General features: G+C 36.0%; 24 protein-coding genes. 1 reads left to right on the top strand and 23 read right to left on the bottom strand.

The annotated features are described in order from the left end of the window. Positions 1-77 precede the first annotated feature (77 nt). The 8 genes from yihA to J2Z80_RS00680 all read right to left on the bottom strand — a co-directional run bounded on the left by yihA (position 78) and on the right by J2Z80_RS00680 (position 9,105). A complete protein-coding gene (gene yihA, locus J2Z80_RS00715) occupies positions 78-680 on the bottom strand; it encodes a ribosome biogenesis GTP-binding protein YihA/YsxC (protein ID WP_209452640.1) in 603 nt (200 codons plus the stop codon). Further along, on the bottom strand, positions 670-3,006 hold the full coding sequence (lon, locus tag J2Z80_RS00710; RefSeq protein ID WP_209452702.1) for an endopeptidase La: 2,337 nt from the start codon (positions 3,004-3,006) through the stop codon (positions 670-672). The genes yihA and lon overlap by 11 nt, the downstream gene beginning before the upstream one ends. A 75-nt stretch (positions 3,007-3,081) precedes the next feature. Then, positions 3,082-3,936, bottom strand: coding sequence for a sigma 54-interacting transcriptional regulator (locus tag J2Z80_RS00705; RefSeq protein ID WP_209452639.1), 855 nt, complete (start codon positions 3,934-3,936; stop codon positions 3,082-3,084). 67 nt (positions 3,937-4,003) lie between these two features. Continuing rightward, positions 4,004-5,278 (bottom strand): ATP-dependent Clp protease ATP-binding subunit ClpX, encoded by a 1,275-nt coding sequence (gene clpX / locus J2Z80_RS00700; RefSeq protein WP_209452638.1) that lies wholly within the window; start codon positions 5,276-5,278, stop codon positions 4,004-4,006. 20 nt (positions 5,279-5,298) lie between these two features. Beyond that, positions 5,299-5,883, bottom strand: a complete 585-nt coding sequence (gene clpP, locus J2Z80_RS00695) for an ATP-dependent Clp endopeptidase proteolytic subunit ClpP (protein ID WP_013297389.1) — start codon at positions 5,881-5,883, stop codon at positions 5,299-5,301. A 4-nt stretch (positions 5,884-5,887) separates the two neighbouring features. Continuing rightward, positions 5,888-7,186, bottom strand: a complete 1,299-nt coding sequence (gene tig, locus J2Z80_RS00690) for a trigger factor (protein ID WP_209452637.1) — start codon at positions 7,184-7,186, stop codon at positions 5,888-5,890. Positions 7,187-7,330: 144 nt separating this feature from the next. Further along, positions 7,331-8,242 (bottom strand): ribonuclease Z, encoded by a 912-nt coding sequence (locus J2Z80_RS00685; protein ID WP_209452636.1) that lies wholly within the window; start codon positions 8,240-8,242, stop codon positions 7,331-7,333. Between the two features lie 29 nt (positions 8,243-8,271). After that, on the bottom strand, positions 8,272-9,105 hold the full coding sequence (locus tag J2Z80_RS00680; protein WP_209452635.1) for a deoxyribonuclease IV: 834 nt from the start codon (positions 9,103-9,105) through the stop codon (positions 8,272-8,274). Between the two features lie 183 nt (positions 9,106-9,288). Between J2Z80_RS00680 and J2Z80_RS00675 the strand changes: the two genes are divergently transcribed. Then, positions 9,289-9,684, top strand: a complete 396-nt coding sequence (locus tag J2Z80_RS00675; RefSeq protein ID WP_209452634.1) for a pyridoxamine 5'-phosphate oxidase family protein — start codon at positions 9,289-9,291, stop codon at positions 9,682-9,684. On the opposite strand, the gene J2Z80_RS15355 is transcribed toward J2Z80_RS00675, so the two are convergent. The 15 genes from J2Z80_RS15355 to J2Z80_RS00605 all read right to left on the bottom strand — a co-directional run bounded on the left by J2Z80_RS15355 (position 9,575) and on the right by J2Z80_RS00605 (position 18,151). Beyond that, entirely contained in the window at positions 9,575-9,970 is a 396-nt protein-coding gene (locus J2Z80_RS15355) for a DUF6930 domain-containing protein (RefSeq protein WP_399388046.1), read from the bottom strand. The genes J2Z80_RS00675 and J2Z80_RS15355 overlap by 110 nt on opposite strands. 141 nt (positions 9,971-10,111) lie before the next feature. Continuing rightward, entirely contained in the window at positions 10,112-10,363 is a 252-nt protein-coding gene (locus J2Z80_RS00670; RefSeq protein ID WP_209452633.1) for a DUF6429 family protein, read from the bottom strand. A 21-nt stretch (positions 10,364-10,384) separates the two neighbouring features. Then, positions 10,385-10,771, bottom strand: coding sequence for a MerR family transcriptional regulator (locus J2Z80_RS00665; RefSeq protein WP_209452632.1), 387 nt, complete (start codon positions 10,769-10,771; stop codon positions 10,385-10,387). A 318-nt stretch (positions 10,772-11,089) separates the two neighbouring features. Further along, a complete protein-coding gene (locus J2Z80_RS00660; RefSeq protein ID WP_432422695.1) occupies positions 11,090-11,614 on the bottom strand; it encodes a flavodoxin in 525 nt (174 codons plus the stop codon). Beyond that, positions 11,605-11,745 carry a hypothetical protein gene (locus J2Z80_RS00655; RefSeq protein ID WP_209452631.1) on the bottom strand — a complete coding sequence of 47 codons (141 nt, stop codon included), beginning with the start codon at positions 11,743-11,745 and terminating at the stop codon, positions 11,605-11,607. The genes J2Z80_RS00660 and J2Z80_RS00655 overlap by 10 nt, the downstream gene beginning before the upstream one ends. 13 nt (positions 11,746-11,758) lie before the next feature. Continuing rightward, positions 11,759-12,040: a dihydrofolate reductase family protein gene (locus J2Z80_RS00650; RefSeq protein WP_209452700.1), complete on the bottom strand. Its 282-nt coding sequence runs from the start codon at positions 12,038-12,040 to the stop codon at positions 11,759-11,761. Positions 12,041-12,058: 18 nt separating this feature from the next. Then, positions 12,059-13,177 carry an aldo/keto reductase gene (locus tag J2Z80_RS00645; RefSeq protein ID WP_209452630.1) on the bottom strand — a complete coding sequence of 373 codons (1,119 nt, stop codon included), beginning with the start codon at positions 13,175-13,177 and terminating at the stop codon, positions 12,059-12,061. Positions 13,178-13,220: 43 nt separating this feature from the next. After that, positions 13,221-13,718 (bottom strand): aldo/keto reductase, encoded by a 498-nt coding sequence (locus tag J2Z80_RS00640; protein WP_245301056.1) that lies wholly within the window; start codon positions 13,716-13,718, stop codon positions 13,221-13,223. Position 13,719: 1 nt separating this feature from the next. Next, positions 13,720-14,271 (bottom strand): flavodoxin, encoded by a 552-nt coding sequence (locus J2Z80_RS00635; RefSeq protein WP_094043168.1) that lies wholly within the window; start codon positions 14,269-14,271, stop codon positions 13,720-13,722. Positions 14,272-14,381: 110 nt separating this feature from the next. Further along, positions 14,382-14,792: a cupin domain-containing protein gene (locus tag J2Z80_RS00630; RefSeq protein WP_041587539.1), complete on the bottom strand. Its 411-nt coding sequence runs from the start codon at positions 14,790-14,792 to the stop codon at positions 14,382-14,384. Positions 14,793-14,822: 30 nt separating this feature from the next. After that, positions 14,823-15,143, bottom strand: coding sequence for a carboxymuconolactone decarboxylase family protein (locus J2Z80_RS00625; RefSeq protein ID WP_245301055.1), 321 nt, complete (start codon positions 15,141-15,143; stop codon positions 14,823-14,825). A gap of 62 nt (positions 15,144-15,205) precedes the next feature. Then, positions 15,206-15,883, bottom strand: coding sequence for an aldo/keto reductase (locus tag J2Z80_RS00620; RefSeq protein WP_432422699.1), 678 nt, complete (start codon positions 15,881-15,883; stop codon positions 15,206-15,208). A gap of 189 nt (positions 15,884-16,072) precedes the next feature. After that, positions 16,073-17,245, bottom strand: a complete 1,173-nt coding sequence (locus tag J2Z80_RS00615; protein WP_209452628.1) for an iron-containing alcohol dehydrogenase — start codon at positions 17,243-17,245, stop codon at positions 16,073-16,075. Between the two features lie 183 nt (positions 17,246-17,428). Next, a complete protein-coding gene (locus J2Z80_RS00610) occupies positions 17,429-17,965 on the bottom strand; it encodes a flavodoxin family protein (RefSeq protein WP_209452627.1) in 537 nt (178 codons plus the stop codon). Between the two features lie 3 nt (positions 17,966-17,968). Next, the gene (locus tag J2Z80_RS00605; RefSeq protein WP_209452626.1) at positions 17,969-18,151 is read right to left on the bottom strand and encodes a hypothetical protein; all 183 of its coding nucleotides are present in this window, start codon (positions 18,149-18,151) and stop codon (positions 17,969-17,971) included. Positions 18,152-18,250: the final 99 nt, after the last annotated feature.

The raw sequence follows: 18,250 nt of genomic DNA, 5'->3' as shown, positions 1-18,250 counted from the left end.
AAACACCATATATTTTCATTTTTAATCAAATTAAGTGATATTTAACGAATACATTTAATAATTCTCCATTATCGTCATTAATCTTCGAATTTTTTGTTGTCCCTAAGAATAAAATCCAAACAGGTGTAGACATCATCTACACCAGTTTTCTTCAAAGATGAAAAAGGTACAATTTTATCTCTGTCGACTTCAAGTGTCTCGGATATGACATTCAGGGACCTTTGAATTTCCTGCCTATTCAGCTTATCCGATTTTGTAGCAACAACAACATAATTTAGATTCCTTTGTTTTAAATAATTCACCATTAGGACATCATCATCTGTAGGCCTATGCCTGATGTCTACAAGTATTATTGCACCTTGGAGATATTCTGAAACATTTAAGTAAGTCTCAATATTTATTGACCACTGTTTTTTCATCTCTTTTGAAACCTCAGCATAGCCATAGCCAGGAAGATCAACTAAGTAAAATGAATTATTTACAAGGTAAAAATTAATACCTTGTGTCTTCCCAGGTTTTTGGCTAACTCGTGCAAAATTTTTTCTATTAACTATGGTATTTATAAAAGATGATTTGCCTACATTCGACCTGCCTATTACTGCAATTTGTAATATTCCATCATCTGGATATTGACTTTTATTATACGCAGAAACCTTAAGCTCTATTGATTTAATCTTCATCTGAGTTCTCACCTACTAACGAGATTTTTAAGACTTCATCGATATTTGAAACAAACTTAAATTCCATCTTTCTTTTAACACTTTGCGGTATCTCGTCTAAATCTCTTTTATTATCTGCTGGTGCAATTATCTTTAGTATACCAGCCCTATGGGCAGCTAAAACTTTTTCCTTTAAACCGCCAATAGGCAATACTTTTCCGGTCAGTGTAATTTCACCTGTCATGGCTATATCACCTCTTACCGGTACCCTTTTGATAGCTGAAACCATTGCTGTGACCATTGTAATGCCGGCAGACGGTCCGTCTTTTGGTATTGCACCTTCTGGCACATGTATGTGTATGTCCATATTTTTGTAAAAATCCTCATCTATTCCAAGTGAATCAGCATTTGACCTTATATAGCTGAAACCTGCCTGTGCCGATTCTTTCATGACGTCTCCTAACTGCCCTGTAAGCGTAAGTTTTCCACTTCCAGGCATGGTAGTTGCTTCAACCGTAAGTGTATCGCCTCCAACTCTAGTCCACGCAAGGCCAGTAACCATACCTACTTTGTCTTGCAGATTTGCTTTATCGACTCTAAATAATGGCTTCCCAAGGTATTTTTGTAGATTTTGCTTTCTGACTTTTATTGAATTAGATTTATCTTCCACTATAGTTTTGATAGACTTTCTTACTACTTTTGCTATATTCTGCTCTAACGCCCTTACGCCAGCTTCCCTTGTGTACTCTGATATTATGCCGATTATAGCTGAATCTTGTATTTTTATAACATCATTTGTTACACCATGTTCTTTTAATATTTTGGGAACCAAATGTTCTTTTGCTATTTGCAATTTTTCTTCCTCTGTATACCCAGATATATATATGACTTCCATTCTGTCAAGAAGGGGAGCTGGTATCGTGTCTAATGTATTAGCAGTTGTTATAAAAAGCACCTTTGATAAATCAAATGGCAAATCAATGTAATGGTCTCTGTATGTAGAGTTTTGCTCTGGATCCAAAACTTCCAGCATTGCTGATGCTGGATCGCCTCTGAAGTCAGAGCTCATCTTGTCTATCTCATCCAAAAGAAAAACTGGATTTTTGGAACCTGCAATCTTCAATGAATTAATTATGCCACCTGGTATTGCCCCTACATATGTCCTTCTATGTCCTCTTATCTCAGCTTCATCTCTAACTCCACCTAGTGACAACCTTACAAATTTTCTATTCATTGCCCTTGCGATAGATTTTCCAAGGGATGTCTTTCCGACGCCAGGAGGACCTACAAGGCATAGAATCGGACTTTTCATCTTTTCATGATAGCTTCTTACAGCCAAAAACTCCAAAATCCTCTCTTTTACTTTCTTTAATCCGTAATGATCTTCATTCAATATTTTTTCTGCTCTTTTTATATCCAGCACATCTTTAGTCTCTTCATTCCACGGAAGGTCCAAAAGCCAATCTATGTACGTCCTAACAACGGATCCTTCTGCAGAACCTGGTCCCATCCTGCTTAATCTTCTCAACTCTTCTCTAGCTTTTTCTTTAACATAATCAGGCAAATCTTTCGACTCGATTTTTTCTTCATATTCATCTATTTCCTGATCTATTTCATCAGATTCTCCAAGTTCGGCTTTTATAGCTTTCAATTGCTCTCTCAAATAATACTCCCTCTGACTTTTGTCTATCTGTTTGTGGACCCGCATATTTATTTTTTTCTCTATTTCAAGTATATCAAGCTCTTTCAATATAAACCCTAATAGCTTCTCCAGTCTTTCCTTCGTGTCAAAGCACTCTAAAAGCTCTTGATTTTGGCTTTGATTTAAGCTTAAATGTTCTGTTATAACGTCAGCAAGCCTTCCCGGCTCTTCTATAGATACAACACTGTAAATACTGTCTAATGGTATTTTTGATGAAATACTAATATACTCCTCAAAAGCTGACGCTACGCTTCTCATTAAGGCTTCTAATTCGCTGTCCTTTTCTATCTCTGTTTTATCTACTTTCTCTATAACTTCGACTTCAAAAAAACTTTCATAACTTATCAGATTCTTTAATTCAGCCCTTGATATACCTTCTACAAGTACTCTCACAGCTTCGCCAGGAAGCCTCAACATCTGTTTTACTTTCGTAATCGTACCAACACTATATATATCATCTATTGTAGGTTCGTCAATATCAGCATGTTTTTGAGTAACCAAAAAGACAAGCTGATTTCTAAGCATTGCTTCTTCAATAGCCTTAACCGATTTTCCTCTTCCAACATCAAAATGCAAAACCATATACGGGAATACAGTTAAACCTCTCAATGGAACCATCGGCAGTATATATTTTTTGTCCATAATGTCACCTCTTTTGTCTATTTGCCTATTAATAAGTATATTATACATTAAAATATTTCAATCTCAAAAACTAGAAAATCAAGCTTTTAAGTCCTCTTTGATTATTTTGCTTCTCCCATTTTTAAGAGCATTAAGTGCAACGTGCTGCAGTATTCTAACCGCATCTTCACCGCTTTTTGCTACACTTGCAATTTCATCGCACACATCATCTTCTATATAGAATAAACCTTTATCAGCCGTTTTTTTAATTAACTCTTTCAACACACGTTTATCTTGTTTTTTAAAAGATACAATATCACAGATGGTTAACATATCTTCAGGTATCGACTTAATATCAATTACATTTACTGCTAAGCAAAAATCTGCTGGCAATCCTTCTGTTAAAAAACGTTTTAAATATCCTGGAGTTGCCTCTGAAATGCGTATTTTGCCAAACTTTACCTTCTTTTCATTTAAAACATCTACTAGCTTAAAAATAACATATTCCTTTACATTTTCTATATTATTTATATAAAGTATTCCTTTATTTGCTCGTGTAACAAGACCAATTTTTAGCCTCTGTAATTTCATTGAAGCACAATCAATTTCTTCTAAACGTCCAAATAATGTAGTATATATTAAATCATCACTGTAGTTTTTCTCAGGATAATATTCTATAAATTCCCCATTTTTAAAAAAACTGCTGCCTTCATATTGAACTTTTTTAAAACATGCTCTTAAGATGTCTTTCTTCCACGTCCCTTCAGGACCTAGTAATACAATATTTTTCGGCCTATCTTTTCTTAAGTCATTTAATATTCTAAAGACAGCTTCATCTTGCCCTAAGATATCTTCTATTTGCCGTATGCGGCATTTTTCTTTTAGAGGTTCTGCCAAACGTTCTTGAATAAGCCTTTGTCTTACTTCATACGGCATCATGATATTTTGTGTCATAAAAAACCTCCTTCTACATTTGATATTATGTGATAGAAGGAGGTTTTTATATACTTCTTATTACAAGCTATGAAACTGACTCAGACTTTTTAGCTCTTTTTTTAGTCTTTTGAGACTCAGAATAAACAATCGTAGGTGGTGCATTGTTTAAAACTGTATCTTCTGTTATTATGCATTTTTCTATATTGTCACTTGAAGGAATCTCATACATTACATCCAGCATAAGTTCTTCAAGTATAGATCTCAAACCTCTAGCACCAGTCTTCCTGTCTATAGCCTTTTGCGCAATTGCATTTAACGCCTTCTTATCGAATTCAAGCTTTACACCGTCTAAATCAAACAGCTTTTCATATTGCTTCGTCAAAGCATTCTTTGGCTCCGTCAATATACGCACTAATGCATCTTTATCAAGTGAATCAAGTGTAACGACAATTGGCAGCCTTCCTATAAACTCAGGAATAAGGCCGAATTTTAACAAGTCCTCAGGCATTATATTCTTCAGGATTTCACCTATCTTCTTTTCCTGTTTACTTTGGACTTCTGAACCAAATCCTAATGATTTCTTGCCTATCCTAGACTCTATTATTTTTTCTATTCCGTCAAAGGCACCGCCTACAATGAAAAGTATATTTGTCGTGTCAATCTGTATAAATTCTTGATGAGGATGCTTTCGTCCTCCCTGTGGTGGAACATTCGCAACTGTTCCTTCCAAAATTTTTAGCAGCGCTTGCTGTACACCCTCACCAGAAACATCCCTTGTAATGGATGGATTTTCTGATTTTCTAGCTATCTTATCCACCTCATCGATATAGACAATCCCTCTTTCAGCTTTTTCTATATCGTAATCTGCTGCTTGTATAAGCTTAAGAAGAATATTTTCTACATCTTCGCCGACGTATCCTGCCTCTGTAAGAGATGTCGCATCTGCTATAGCAAATGGAACATTAAGCATCCTAGCTAATGTTTGTGCAAGAAGCGTCTTACCGGAACCAGTAGGTCCTAACATGAGGATATTGCTTTTTTGTAGCTCCACATCGTCAGTCTTAACTCTACTGTTTATTCTTTTATAATGGTTGTAAACAGCCACTGCTAAAGCTTTTTTCGCTTTATCCTGACCTATTACGTATTGATCTAAAAATTCTTTTATCTCCTTTGGCTTCGGAAGTTCACCTATTTCCACATCGATGTTTTCTTCAAATTCTTCATCGATGATTTCCTGGCATAGCTCTATACACTCGTCACAGATATACACGCCGGGACCAGCAACTAATCTTTTTACCTGATCCTGTGACTTCCCGCAAAAAGAGCATTTTAATTGTTTTTGATTGTCATACTTAGCCATTTTTTCACCTCTTCCGGGGCCTATTTTCTTCTAACTAATATATCATCAATTAGCCCATAAGCTTTTGCTTCTTCTGGGTCCATGAAAAAGTCCCTTTCTGTATCTCTTTCTATTTTTTCTAGTGGTTGTCCAGTCCTTTCAGACAATATTTTGTTTAATTTTTGCTTCATCTTTATGATTCTTTCAGCATGTATCTTTATGTCTGTTGCCTGACCCTGTGTCCCGCCTAGTGGCTGATGTATCATTATCTCACTGTTTGGAAGCGAAAATCTCTTGCCCTTTGCGCCTGCAGCAAGTAAAAACGCACCTGCTGACGCAGCCATTCCAACACACATAGTGACAACATCAGGCTTTATATACTGCATTGTATCATATATTGCAAATGCAGACGTTATTGACCCACCTGGACTATTTATATAAAGCCAAATATCCTTATCTGGATCTTCTCCTTCTAGGAACAAAAGCTGTGCTACTACAAGGCTGGCTGAAACGTCATTTATCTCTTCACCTAAGAATACAATTCTATCTTTTAAAAGTCTTGAAAATATGTCGTAAGAGCGCTCACCTCTATTTGTTTGCTCAACTACGATAGGCACTAAACTCATAATATCACTCCTCTTTATCTACTATTTTACTATTCTCAAATATAAAGTCAATCGTCTTAAAGTAGACTATATCGTCTTTTATATTGTTTATCTGTGACTCATTCAATTCTTTCTTCAAATCTTCTACATTTATATTGTAATTTCTTGCCATTTCATTTAACCTATTTTCTACTTCTTCGTCTGTAGCAGTAATATTCTCAACTTTGCCAATCTTATCTACCACAAGCTGTGTCTTTACCCTTAATGCAGCATCATCATGCATCTCTTTCCTTAAATCCTCTTTTGTCTTTCCTGTTATCTCTAAGTATTTATCAAGATCTAATCCTTGATACCTGAGATTGTAGTCAAGATCTCTTAAAGATATGTCTATTTGCCTGTCTATCAGAACTTCAGGTATTTCAACTTTTGAATTTGCAACTACAGCTTTTACTGCATTTTCTTTCATTTCTTCTTCTGCGCTTCTGTCATACTGCTCTTTTAATTCCCTCTTTATGTCTTCTTTTAATTCATCTAATGTATCAAACTCACTTACATCTTTTGCAAAGTCGTCGTTTAGCTCTGGTAGCTCTTTGTACTTTATTGAAAGTAACTTAACTTTAAATACCGCATCTTTTCCTTTTAATTCTTCAACTCTGTAATCTTCAGGGAACTTAACATTGACATCAAATTCATCGTTTATGTTGTGTCCTACAATTTGCTCTTCAAAGCCAGGAATAAATGTCTTAGAGCCTAGCTCCAATGAGTAATTGTCACTTTTACCTCCTTCAAATGGCACGCCATCCAAGAAGCCTTCAAAACTTATGTCAACTATATCGCCCATCTGAGCTGCTCTGTCTTCTACTGGTACTACTCTCGCATTCCTCTGTCTCATCTGCTCAAGTCTATTATTAATGTCTTCGTCTTTAACATTATACTCTACTTTTTTGACTTCTATACCCTTGTACTGTCCAAGCTCTACATCAGGCAATACCGGCACTACTGCCTCTATGATAAGATCTTGACCCTTCCCAATCTGCAAAATGTCAATTGTTGGATTGTCTATCGGTTCCAATTTAAAAGAGTCAATAGCTTCTTGATATGCATCTGGAAATACGTGCTCTATAGCGTCTTCATAAAGCACACCCTCGCCGTAATACTTCTCTACAATAATCCTCGGAGCCTTTCCACGCCTAAAGCCCGGTATATTAAATCTACCTACATTTTTTTTGTATGAAAAGTTTAATCCTTCTTCAAATTTTTCCTTTGGAATATTTAACTCGATTGTTGCAACACTGTTCTCTATTTTTTTAAGATTACTGCTCATTAAGTAAATCCTCCTATTCATTTGTTTGCGTTAATAACTTCTATTTATTATATCATAAAAATTATTTTAAGCAAATGTCTATACTTTATTTTATCATTTTTTAACAAAAAGGAAACTATTTTTATATGATTTACTATAAAACTTTTATGAATTTTCAAAGTGTAATTCTTTTGTCATCAGATCTTGCCCAACTACGCTATTTTCAAATACATCCTTAGCGTACTTTAGATATTTGTCTGGATTTTTCAATGAAGGACTAAAATGCGTCAGCCAAAGCTCTTTCACATTGGCTTCTTTCGCCACCAAAGCCGTCTCTAAAAACGTGGAATGGTATTTTTTTACTGCTTTTTCTGCATCTGACGGATCGCCGTACATTCCTTCCCCAACGAAAAGATCGCTATTCTCAGCAAGTTTTATGAGGTCTTTTGTAGGGCGAGTGTCTGTACTATAACTTACTTTTAATCCCTTTCTGCTTTTACCTAACACCATTTCAGGCGTATAAATCACATTGCCGTCTTTAACTATGTTTTCTCCATGTTGAAGTATGTGCCAATACTCTACAGGAATATTGAGGGCCCTTGCCTTTTTTACATCAAAAACCGGCAGCCTCTTAACTTCAAAGCTGTATGCAAAGCATAACACCGTATGATCTACTAGGATATTTTTTACTGTAATATTCCCTATTTTTATGCTGTCTTCATCTTCTATCTCAATGTACTCTATAGGAAACGGCATATCCCCAAACAAAACATTTAAAAGATTTTTTACAATGCTCATTCCTTTAGGTCCAATTAACTTAAGTTCTTTTTCCCTGTCTTGATTTATCATCTGATATATTATGCCAGGAAGCCCCATGATATGGTCACCGTGATAGTGCGTAAAAAATATTGCATCAATATTTAAAAACCCCCATCCCAATTTTTGCAGTGGAACTTGTGTACCTTCACCACAATCTATCAATACTGATACTCCACCATACCTCAATATCAAAGAAGATAAATTTCTACCTGGTATAGGCATCATACCACCTGTGCCTAATAAGCATATGTCAAACATTTAAATATCCTCCAATTGTTTAGGAAATTTTACTCGCTGTAAAGACTTCTAATGAGCTTTATCTCTTCTGCATACCCTTGAAGGTCATTGGGGGTCTCTAAGATAAAAGGAAGATGTTTTAACATTGGATGATTTATAATCTTTGCCATCGCATCTATTCCTATATATCCTTCACCAATTTTTTCATGCCTATCTTTATGGCTTCCAAATGGATTTTTACTGTCATTTAGATGGACAGCGTATAGCTTATCAAGCCCAATGATTCTATCAAATTCTTCTAATACGCCGTCTAAGTCATTTACAATATCATATCCAGCATCATATACATGACACGTGTCAAAACATACCCCAATTTTTTCTTTCAGCTCTACCCTATCTAAAATCTTCCTCAATTCTTGAAATGTCTTTCCTATTTCTGAGCCTTTTCCTGCCATAGTCTCTAAAAGCACGATTGTTGACTGCTCCGGTTGTAGTATTTGATTTAACATATTTGCCGTATACTCTATCCCAGCATCAACGCCTTGCCTCACATGGCTTCCCGGATGAAAGTCGTAAAGATTATTAGGAAGATACTCCATCCTCATCAAATCGTCTGCCATAACTTCTATAGCAAATTCCCTCGTCCTTTCATCCGGCGAACATGGATTTAAAGTGTATGGTGCATGTGCTACTACCTTTGAAAAGTTATTTTTATTTGCAATTTCTATAAAAGATTCACAATCTTTTTTATCTATATCTTTCGCTTTGCTTCCCCTTGGATTTCTTGTAAAAAACTGCAGCGTATTGGCATCAAGTTTTAAAGCCTCTTCTGCCATGGCTTTATATCCATTTGAAACTGATAAGTGACATCCTATATATAACATAAATTGTCCTCCTAAAAATCATTCATAAAATTGAATCCTTTTCTACATTATAATATATGACTATAATTTCTCCAAACAAAAAGACTATCAAAAAGAGCTGCTTTCTCTACTTTATTGTTTTAACGTGTCATTAGAGTTATAATAATATCGTAATTATAAAATAAATTGAAAGGGGTAAATGAAATGGAAGAGGTTTTACAATTTCTGAAAGATAATCCAACATTCTATATTGCAACCGTTGATGGTGACACACCTAAGGTACGACCATTTGGCTTTGCAATGGAATATGAAGGCAAGCTATGCTTCTGCACCAATAACCAAAAGGACGTCTACAAACAGTTAAAAGCAAACCCAAAATTCGAAATAAGTGTTGCATCGAAAACTGGTGAATGGTTACGTTTAAAAGGTAAAGCTGTATTCATAACAAGCCGTGAATCGAAAAGAGCAGCACTAGATACCATGCCATCCCTTAGAAATTTGTACAACGAGGAGGACTCAATATTTGAAATCTTCTACGCAGACGAAGCAGAAGCAACATTTTATTGTATGAATGGTCCTGTAAAAACTGTAAAAATATAAAATCATAAGTACATTTTATCTCAATACAAAAAAACAGGGTTCTGGCATATTGGTGTACCAAAATATAATTAACCGTCATACCAAATATGACTTCCATCTCGTTATCGTCTGGAAAAACAAAATCTTGATCTATTATAAGTCCTGATGTGTTTTCTGCTAAAACATATAATCTCTCCATAACAGGAACATCATATTTTTTATCTCTTATAGCACCAGTCAAATAAGCTATATCGACTTCTATTTTACTTTTATTGGCTTCCTGCCGATTAATCCTTTCTATGAGCAATTCATCCTGTAAAACAAGCTGTGGATAGTCAGGCTCATGGCTTTAGCTCTTTTATTTTAAGAGCAATATCATATAATTCTTTCCATTCATCTAAAGTAGCTTCATTTCTTTTATAACTCATGCTCCTTCATAATTTTATTTTTAATTAACTTCTATTTCGTACTTTTTAAGCAGCACTTTAGCTTTATTTATTCCTGCATCAGTAATAGCAACAGATTTTGATCTATGTCCACTACTAATTAAGTCATCATCAGCAAGCTCATCTAATATGCCAAAGTCATATCCTTTCCAGCTTCTGCGGTATTTTATATCTAATAATTCCTCTTCCCACGATGTTAAGTACAGTAAAATCAATGTTAACTCTTTTATTTTCTCACGTAAGTCATTGTTCATAAAAGTGAACATCTCCTTTTATTAATTTTCTGACTTTTTTAACTCTTTTTCTTTCTCAACCAACAATCTCTCATACACTTCAATTTTATAATTCAGACGCTCTAAGGTTTTATTCATATCTTCTATTTTTTTTATTAGATGATTACGTTGCTCAATTAAGAGTTCTTTTCTAGTCTCAATAGTTTCGTCACCTTGCTCAACCAGCGCAATATATTCAATTAATACCTCAATTGAAAGACCTGCATTTCGCATACATTTAATAAATTCAACCCACTTACAGTCTTCTTCTGTATAATCCCTGTTTCCGCTTTTATTGCGGTTCACACGAGGAATTAATCCGATTCGTTCATAATAACGGAGCGTATCTTGTGATATATTAAATTTTTCACTTACTTCTGTAATCGTCATGGACTTTCACCTCCTGATATTCAATATTATAGCATATTATAATGTTTAAAGTCAGTCTATAAAAACATAAAAAATCTTTTATCTATTTCATATTTTTATAATATTGGACATCATACAATATACATCATTCATGAAATAATTAAATAATTTTTATTCGTCAATATATAAAAAAACAGGGTTATTCTTTATATCAACAAAGACATCTAAACATCTTCGTTAAATGGTGAATCACAGAAAAACCCTGCATACAAAAGTTTTTGATAACAATCTAACTATTTATAAATGTTATCAAGTAGCAAAGTCATTTTTTTATTTTATTTACAAGCCAAGATCTTTAATCCATGAAGCAAGCTCTACTCTGGACGGCTTGCCATTTAAAATCCTACCTTCCTTAATTTTTGCATCTGGTGAAACACTGCCTTTAAGTTTTTCCACCGTTTTCCCAAAACCGCTTCCTCCAGAAGTGGCAAATAGTATGATGGTCTTTCCTGAAAAATCATAGCTTTCCAAAAAGGTATTTATAATGTTTGGTGCCGTATACCACCATATGGGAAATCCAACAAAAATAACTTCATATGCCATCATGTTAGAAACTTTGCCCGCAATGGCAGGCCGTGACGACGGATCCTTCATTTCCACCGAACTACGGCTTTTCTTGTCCATCCAATTAAGGTCTGCGTCGGTATATGGCACCTCCGGCTTGATTTCATATAGGTCAGCTCCAACCACATCAGCGAGAATTTCCGCCACTCTTTTTGTTGTACCAGTACAGGAAAAATAAGCTACCAAAGCTTTTTTGTCCATTGTTGTTTTCCTCCTATCTTGTTCTGTTTTTACAGGCACATCCTGAAGATGTTCTCTACATCTTTTGGTGTCAAATGCTTAAATCCTTGTAACACATCGCCTCTGCAGGCTTTTTCCGCCATTACTTTAAAGTTTGTGTCATCAATGCCGATTTCTACAAAATTGTACATATTAATTTTCTTTTTAATTTTTTGAATAGACCAGCCAAAGGCCATTATCGCTTAGTCTTTTTGCTTCTTTTAACTTAAAAGATTTTGCCGAAGTGGTTTTGGCATCATATTTCCCTGTTTTAAAAAGAGGGATTTCACTTTCATTGCATTCGGCTGCAGGCACTACCACAAGGCTAATTTCATCGATCAGATCCTCCTGCAAAAATGACCCGTTAGCAATGCCTCCTCCCTCCAGCAGCAGTGTTTGAATGCCGAATAGTTTTTTGAGCTTTTGGACGGCAAGGGGAAGGTTCAGCTCGGTTTTGCCGGCAAATTAGACACTTTCAAATGTTTTTGCAACATCTTTGAGCAAATCTGAAATAGGCAGATGCTGCGGACACTGTCTTTCGCATTGTCTACATTTAATGCATTCAGAAGCCTTCCCGTAGGTTTTCGCATAATTGTTGTAATATACACCTTGTATTGAAAAGGCTGTATTCATAGCTTGTTTTTCTGCATTATACAAAGCAAAATACTTTGGAATAGGAATATTCTTAGGGCATCCATCAACGCAATAACCACAGGCAGTACATGGTATGGCAATGGAGTCATTGATTATATCAACAGCCTTTTTAACAATTCCAAATTCTTCTTCTGTCATAGGTCTAAAATCATACATATAGCTGATATTGTCAAGAAGCTGCTTTATATTGCTCATACCACTCAGCACAACCATGATGCCGTCATGACTTGCAGCAAAGCGTATTGCCCAAGAAGCAACTGACATATTTGGAGCGTAATCTTTAAACAGCTTTTCAGCTTTTTCTGGTATATTCGCAAGTGTACCTCCTTTTACAGGTTCCATTACAATGATGTCTTTATTATGTTTTCTTGCTACCTCATAACATTTTCGAGATTGGATGCTTTCGTTATCCCAATCCAAATAATTAATTTGAAGCTGTACCACATCAACCTCGGGATGTTCAGTTAATATTTTATCAAGCAAATCAGCATTGTCATGATATGAAAAGCCGATTTTTCGGATTCTTCCTTCTTTTTTCTTATTTTGAATAAATTCAAAACTGTCAAGCTTCTGTGCTACCTCATAATGAGATACTCCAAGATTATGAAGCAAATAATAATCAAAATACTCAACGCCGCATTTTTCAAGCTGTTCATTAAAAATACGCTCCATATCTTGTTTTGTTTTTAGAAACATTGTCGGCATTTTTGTTGTCAAAGTAAAACTGTCACGAGAGTGCCTTTTTACAAGCGCCTCTCTGGCTGCTATTTCACTTTTGAAATTATGGTACATATATGCTGTATCAAAATAAGTAAATCCATTCTCAATAAAAGTATCTACCATATGTTTCATTTCTTCCATATTGATGCTTGCCTGATCGTTATTGTCTAATAGTGGCAGACGCATCAATCCAAAGCCTAATTTTTTCATAATATGTTATTCCCTCCTCTTTTTTAAGGCTTCAAATATATCTTCAATTATTTTTAAAGCTTGACTGGTAGCCGTACATTGCTGAAGTGCCAAGAGCTCTCACCTTTCCTGCCTTTACAAGACTGTCAAGTGCCTCCATCGTTTCCTCTATCGGTGTGTCGTAATCAAACCGATGGATAATGTAAAGATCAACGTAATCTGTACCAAGCCGTTTTAGTGAGCCATCAATCTCACGAAGTATCGCTTTTTTTGAAAGTTTGCCTTCGTTAAAATAAACTTTAGTAGCTATAACTACCTTATCACGAGCTATATTGTTCTTTATCGCACGGCCAAGATATTCTTCACTGGTACCGCCAGAATATACATTTGCAGTGTCAAAAAAATTTATGCCAAGATCAAGAGCATGTTTGATTATTGCTTCACTATCTTCAGCGTTTAGTGTCCATGCATGAAAATTACTTGACGTGTCACCAAAGCTCATGCAACCTACGCAAATACGAGAAACAAGAATATCAGAATTTCCTAGTTTTGAATATTCCATTTTACTTTTCCTCCTCAAAATTATTTATGAATTTTTGCAGCCATTTCTCAATCTCAGGCTGAGCTGAATGTACATTGCTACCTTTTATAGCAAGCCCTTTTTCAAGCCTTGCATTTGGACAAGTCTTTCTTATATCGCTTTCGCTGTGTCCCAAACCACTTCCTTCATGTGTACAGACCGGAAGAATGGTTTTTTCGGTAAAGTCATATTTCTCAAGAAAAGTAAATACAGGCATAGGCATAGTTCCCCACCAATTGGGATAGCATAATATGATAATTTCATAGTCGTCAATATTATCAAGATATTCTGAAAGCTCAGGTCTTGCATTATCACGTAATTCTTGCTGAGCAACTTTTGTAGCTTCTGTATAATCATCAGGATATTTTTTTACCGTGTTAATGCGGAACAGTTCACCGCCGGTTATTTTCTGAATCATTTTAGCTACAACTTCCGTATTTCCAACCGACAAATTCACAATGCGACCACTGACATAATTGCCTCCTTCTCTTGAAAAATAGGCTATTAAAATTTTTTTGTCATTAAATTTATTCATTTCTACTCACCTCTTTAAATCAATACTTTAAGGGTATAATTATGTATTAATACCATGATAAGCCTTTGAGTTAACTCTAAGTCAAGAGGTTTTCACTTTATCTAAAAATTTCAAAGAAGTTTGTTATATTCTTCATCGGTAACCGGTTCACACCATTCAGTGTTTGCTCCTTCCGTCGGAACTGTTAATGATAGATGTGCAAACCCTTCATCCTTGACGGCGCCGTGCCAATGCTTAATCTCAGGTGGTATATATACTACATCGCCGCTTTTTAATAGTCGTGCATCTTTCCCAGCTTCTTGATATAAGCCATGCCCACCAACACAGATCAGTATCTGACCACAGCCATGATGTATATGCCAATTGTTTCTGCATCCAGGTTCGAACGTAACATTATGAATATTTACTTCTTTATCATTTAAGAGGCTTAAATAGCTCTTTCCAGTAAAATATTGGGCAAATGCTACATTTTCCTCACCTAATGGAAAATCAGATATCTTTTCTAATTCATTTCTATCCATAATAAAATTCACTCCATTCAATTTTTTTGATTATTCAGCATATATCTCTTTTGCCAATGAAAATGCTGCCCATGCATTAGGCCATCCTACATAGAACGCTAGATGCGTGATTATTTCTGCCATTTCTTCAGCACTAACACCATTGTTTTTTGCATTAGTAATGTGATGTTTTAAGGAATTGTCAAATATACCTTTTGCTATGAGGGCAGTCACAGTGATAATACTGCGATCTCTTAATGACAATTTGTCTTCTCTAGACCAAACCTCTCCAAAAAGAATGTCATCGTTTAATTCAGCAAATTTTGGCGCAAATGAGCCAAGGGCATCTCTGCCTGCTGTCTGTTTTTTCATCATCTTACTCCTTTCATGGTGACATCCTCCAATCTAGAATATATTGAGGATGCTACCGAGCATTATTCGTGAATTTTCCATCCATTCAGCCACTTTACCGTCTCAGGTGAAAAATGATCGATAATTTCGCTGTGACCAAGATCCAGCTTTGCAATATTAGCCATATCTTCATCACTGAGTGCGAAATCCCAGATGTTAAGATTTTCTTCAATACGTTCCTTCCGTGTTGACTTAGGAATAACAACTACTCCGCGCTGAACATTCCAACGAAGAACAACCTGGGCAACAGTTTTACCATATTTGCTTGCGATACTGGTCAGTATTTCGTTTTTAAAAATACCATGCTTACCCTCAGCCAAAGGGCCCCATGCCTGCGGCTGCACGCCAAATTCTTTCATGATTTTAAGCGCCTCATCCTGCTGGAAAAATGGGTGGATTTCCACTTGATTGACTGCAGGGATAATCCTTGCATTAACGCATAAATCAACTAGACGATCAGGATAAAAGTTGCTCACACCAATAGCCCGAATTTTCCCCTCTTCATAAAGTTCTTCCATCGCTCTCCAAGAACCATAATAATCATTAAATGGCTGATGAATCAGATATAAATCCAGATATTCAAGCCCCAGCTTATCCAAAGAAGTCTGAAATGCTTTTTTTGTTTTTTCATAGCCGGCATCCTGAATCCACAATTTGGTAGTAATAAACAATTCTTCTCGTGGAATACCACTCTTTCTGATTGCTGCTCCAACGGCCTCCTCATTAAAGTAAGCAGATGCAGTATCAATCTCAAACGATAGCCCGCGTCCAACGCATCTAAAACAGCCTGTTCACAGACCTTGGCGTCTTCTATCTGAAACACGCCGAAACCTTCCATTGGCATTCTTATTCCATTATTTAAAGTCACATAATCCATGATAAAAATCCTCCTATCTATATGATTTCTTAAGAACCTCAACGACATCTTCATGTGTCATTTCACAAGGATTGGCTGCAAAAAGACCGCCCATGGTTTCACGGGCATTTGTAGCGATTTTATCAAATTCATCAGGAGTAATGCCATAGTCGCTCATTTTGAGATCTGCCACTCCACATGCCTTTTGCAAATCCACCAACGCGGTAATGAAATCCTCTGCCCTATTAGCATCTTTGATTCCCATTGCCTTTGCCATAGTAATAAATCTCTCGTCACAAGCATGCTTTTCAATAAAGAATTCATAGAATGCCTTTGAAATCATGATAAGCCCTGCACCATGAGGCAAATCCTGATGATATGCACTCATAGCATGCTCAATGGAATGCTCTGCGGTAGTTACACTGATAGTCATAACTATGCCGGAAAGGGTATTGGCAAAAGCCATGCGTTCTCTCGCTTCCATATCTCCGCCATCTTTTACTGCTCGTGGAAGATATTTTGCTGTGTTTTCGATTGATGTCAAGGCATACATATCACTCATCAGGTTTGCAAATTTGGAAATATAGCTTTCTGTAGCATGAAAAAGTGTATCAAAACCTTGATAAGCAGTAAATTTAGGTGGAACTGTCTTCATTAATTCGGGATCAATAATAGAAATCACCGGGAACAAACGGTCATCACCGCCGAAACCGATTTTTTCATTGGTTTCGTCATTTGTGATGACACCCCATTGGTCCGCTTCTGAACCAGTTCCTGCGGTTGTTGTAATGCAAACTACAGGAAGCGGATCATTTGTCAGCGCTTTGCCTTTGCCAGTACCGCCGTTGATATAGTCCCAAATGTCGCCGTCGTTTGTTGCCATTGCCGCCATTGCTTTGGAAGCGTCCATTACGCTGCCGCCACCAAGGGCAACTATAAAGTCACATCCGTTATCCCTTGCTGTCTTAGCCCCCGCCATAACAGTAGACTTAAGCGGATTTGCCTGAACCTTATCAAACACAACACTTTCTATACCAGCTTTGGAAAGTTCATTTAATGTGCGGTCAAGGGAACCATTTTCTCTAGAAGATTTTCCATTTGAGATTACTACCATTGCTTTTTTGCCGGGAAGTTTTTGCTCGTGCAGTTCGCTAAGTCTTCCGCAACCAAAAATAAATCTTGTCGGCACATACATATTAAAACTCATTTTCATTCCTCCAGTATTTTTTGATCTAATAAATTTACACATACACCTTTAAGTGTTAATATTATGATAATCCTTTGAGTTAACTCTAAGTCAAGATGTTTTTAAAAATTATTCTGTAATTATTTATCTCCATATTTATTTTAATTATTTTTTGTTTTATCCTTTAAACCAAAAAGTGCAATGTCATTTTAGTGATTTTCCAAAATCGTAGGCCTTTTGCGGATATTTTGTCCTCTCTGTCATGGAAGGGGAACCACAACCCACTCCTAAAATCATACCCTGATTTTTGAAGTTTAGATAATTACACAATTTCAAATAATGGTTTTTTAAAAATTCCATTGTTTCATTATTGCTATCCCATGCTGCTGCAATCAGCGCTGTTTTCAGTCCTTTAGATGTTAATTCTCCGTTGAAGCTGTAGAAACGATCTATTACCATTTTTATCTGTGCCGAAAATCCAAAGTAATACAATGGCGTAACAAATACGATCATATCCGAATGTCTGATGACATCTTTTAACGATTCCATATCGTCTTTCTGAATACATACTCCAGCCATGCCGCAGGCGTCACATCCCAGACATGGATGCAAATTCGCATGTGCCGCATCAAATACCGTCACCACATGTCCTGCGTCTCTTGCCCCATCAATAAAACGTTCTGCAAGCAGATTTGAAGAACCATGTTTATGTGGACTTCCTTCAATAACTAAAATTTTCATGTTTTATCTCTCCTTTTTTAATGTAATGTTGTCAAATATGGTCGACAGTAAGCTTGCACTATAGCAAATAACAGTTGCGTTTGGCTTAATGCCATCTTTTGGTACCCTAAGCTTCTCAGCAAGTCCTGGAGTATTCCATTGTATTGCTGACATTGCTGCGACACATGCACCTGCTGAAAATCCCATGACCGCTAAGTGTTAATATAATAATAAACCTTTGAGTTAACTCCAAGTCAAGATGTTTTTCATTTTTTATAAAAAAACACCCCAAGAACTTATTAAAAA

The organism is Thermoanaerobacterium butyriciformans (genome assembly GCF_017874545.1).
Lineage (GTDB): Bacteria > Bacillota > Thermoanaerobacteria > Thermoanaerobacterales > Thermoanaerobacteraceae > Thermoanaerobacterium > Thermoanaerobacterium butyriciformans.
Note: the sequence above shows the minus strand (reverse complement) of the source record. Positions and strands in the feature narration are given on the sequence as shown.

Bases quoted from the DNA above. Each gene is read 5' to 3' on its own strand.
- yihA (WP_209452640.1), bottom strand. From the start codon at position 680: ATGAAGATTAAATCAATAGAGCTTAAGGTTTCTGCGTATAATAAAAGT.
- J2Z80_RS00705 (WP_209452639.1), bottom strand. From the start codon at position 3,936: ATGACACAAAATATCATGATGCCGTATGAAGTAAGACAAAGGCTTATT.
- clpX (WP_209452638.1), bottom strand. From the start codon at position 5,278: ATGGCTAAGTATGACAATCAAAAACAATTAAAATGCTCTTTTTGCGGG.
- clpP (WP_013297389.1), bottom strand. From the start codon at position 5,883: ATGAGTTTAGTGCCTATCGTAGTTGAGCAAACAAATAGAGGTGAGCGC.
- tig (WP_209452637.1), bottom strand. From the start codon at position 7,186: ATGAGCAGTAATCTTAAAAAAATAGAGAACAGTGTTGCAACAATCGAG.
- J2Z80_RS00685 (WP_209452636.1), bottom strand. From the start codon at position 8,242: ATGTTTGACATATGCTTATTAGGCACAGGTGGTATGATGCCTATACCA.
- J2Z80_RS00680 (WP_209452635.1), bottom strand. From the start codon at position 9,105: ATGTTATATATAGGATGTCACTTATCAGTTTCAAATGGATATAAAGCC.
- J2Z80_RS00675 (WP_209452634.1), top strand. From the start codon at position 9,289: ATGGAAGAGGTTTTACAATTTCTGAAAGATAATCCAACATTCTATATT.
- J2Z80_RS00670 (WP_209452633.1), bottom strand. From the start codon at position 10,363: ATGAACAATGACTTACGTGAGAAAATAAAAGAGTTAACATTGATTTTA.
- J2Z80_RS00665 (WP_209452632.1), bottom strand. From the start codon at position 10,771: ATGACGATTACAGAAGTAAGTGAAAAATTTAATATATCACAAGATACG.
- J2Z80_RS00655 (WP_209452631.1), bottom strand. From the start codon at position 11,745: ATGTACAATTTTGTAGAAATCGGCATTGATGACACAAACTTTAAAGTA.
- J2Z80_RS00645 (WP_209452630.1), bottom strand. From the start codon at position 13,177: ATGAAAAAATTAGGCTTTGGATTGATGCGTCTGCCACTATTAGACAAT.
- J2Z80_RS00640 (WP_245301056.1), bottom strand. From the start codon at position 13,718: ATGGAATATTCAAAACTAGGAAATTCTGATATTCTTGTTTCTCGTATT.
- J2Z80_RS00635 (WP_094043168.1), bottom strand. From the start codon at position 14,271: ATGAATAAATTTAATGACAAAAAAATTTTAATAGCCTATTTTTCAAGA.
- J2Z80_RS00630 (WP_041587539.1), bottom strand. From the start codon at position 14,792: ATGGATAGAAATGAATTAGAAAAGATATCTGATTTTCCATTAGGTGAG.
- J2Z80_RS00625 (WP_245301055.1), bottom strand. From the start codon at position 15,143: ATGAAAAAACAGACAGCAGGCAGAGATGCCCTTGGCTCATTTGCGCCA.
- J2Z80_RS00615 (WP_209452628.1), bottom strand. From the start codon at position 17,245: ATGAGTTTTAATATGTATGTGCCGACAAGATTTATTTTTGGTTGCGGA.
- J2Z80_RS00610 (WP_209452627.1), bottom strand. From the start codon at position 17,965: ATGAAAATTTTAGTTATTGAAGGAAGTCCACATAAACATGGTTCTTCA.
- J2Z80_RS00605 (WP_209452626.1), bottom strand. From the start codon at position 18,151: ATGGGATTTTCAGCAGGTGCATGTGTCGCAGCAATGTCAGCAATACAA.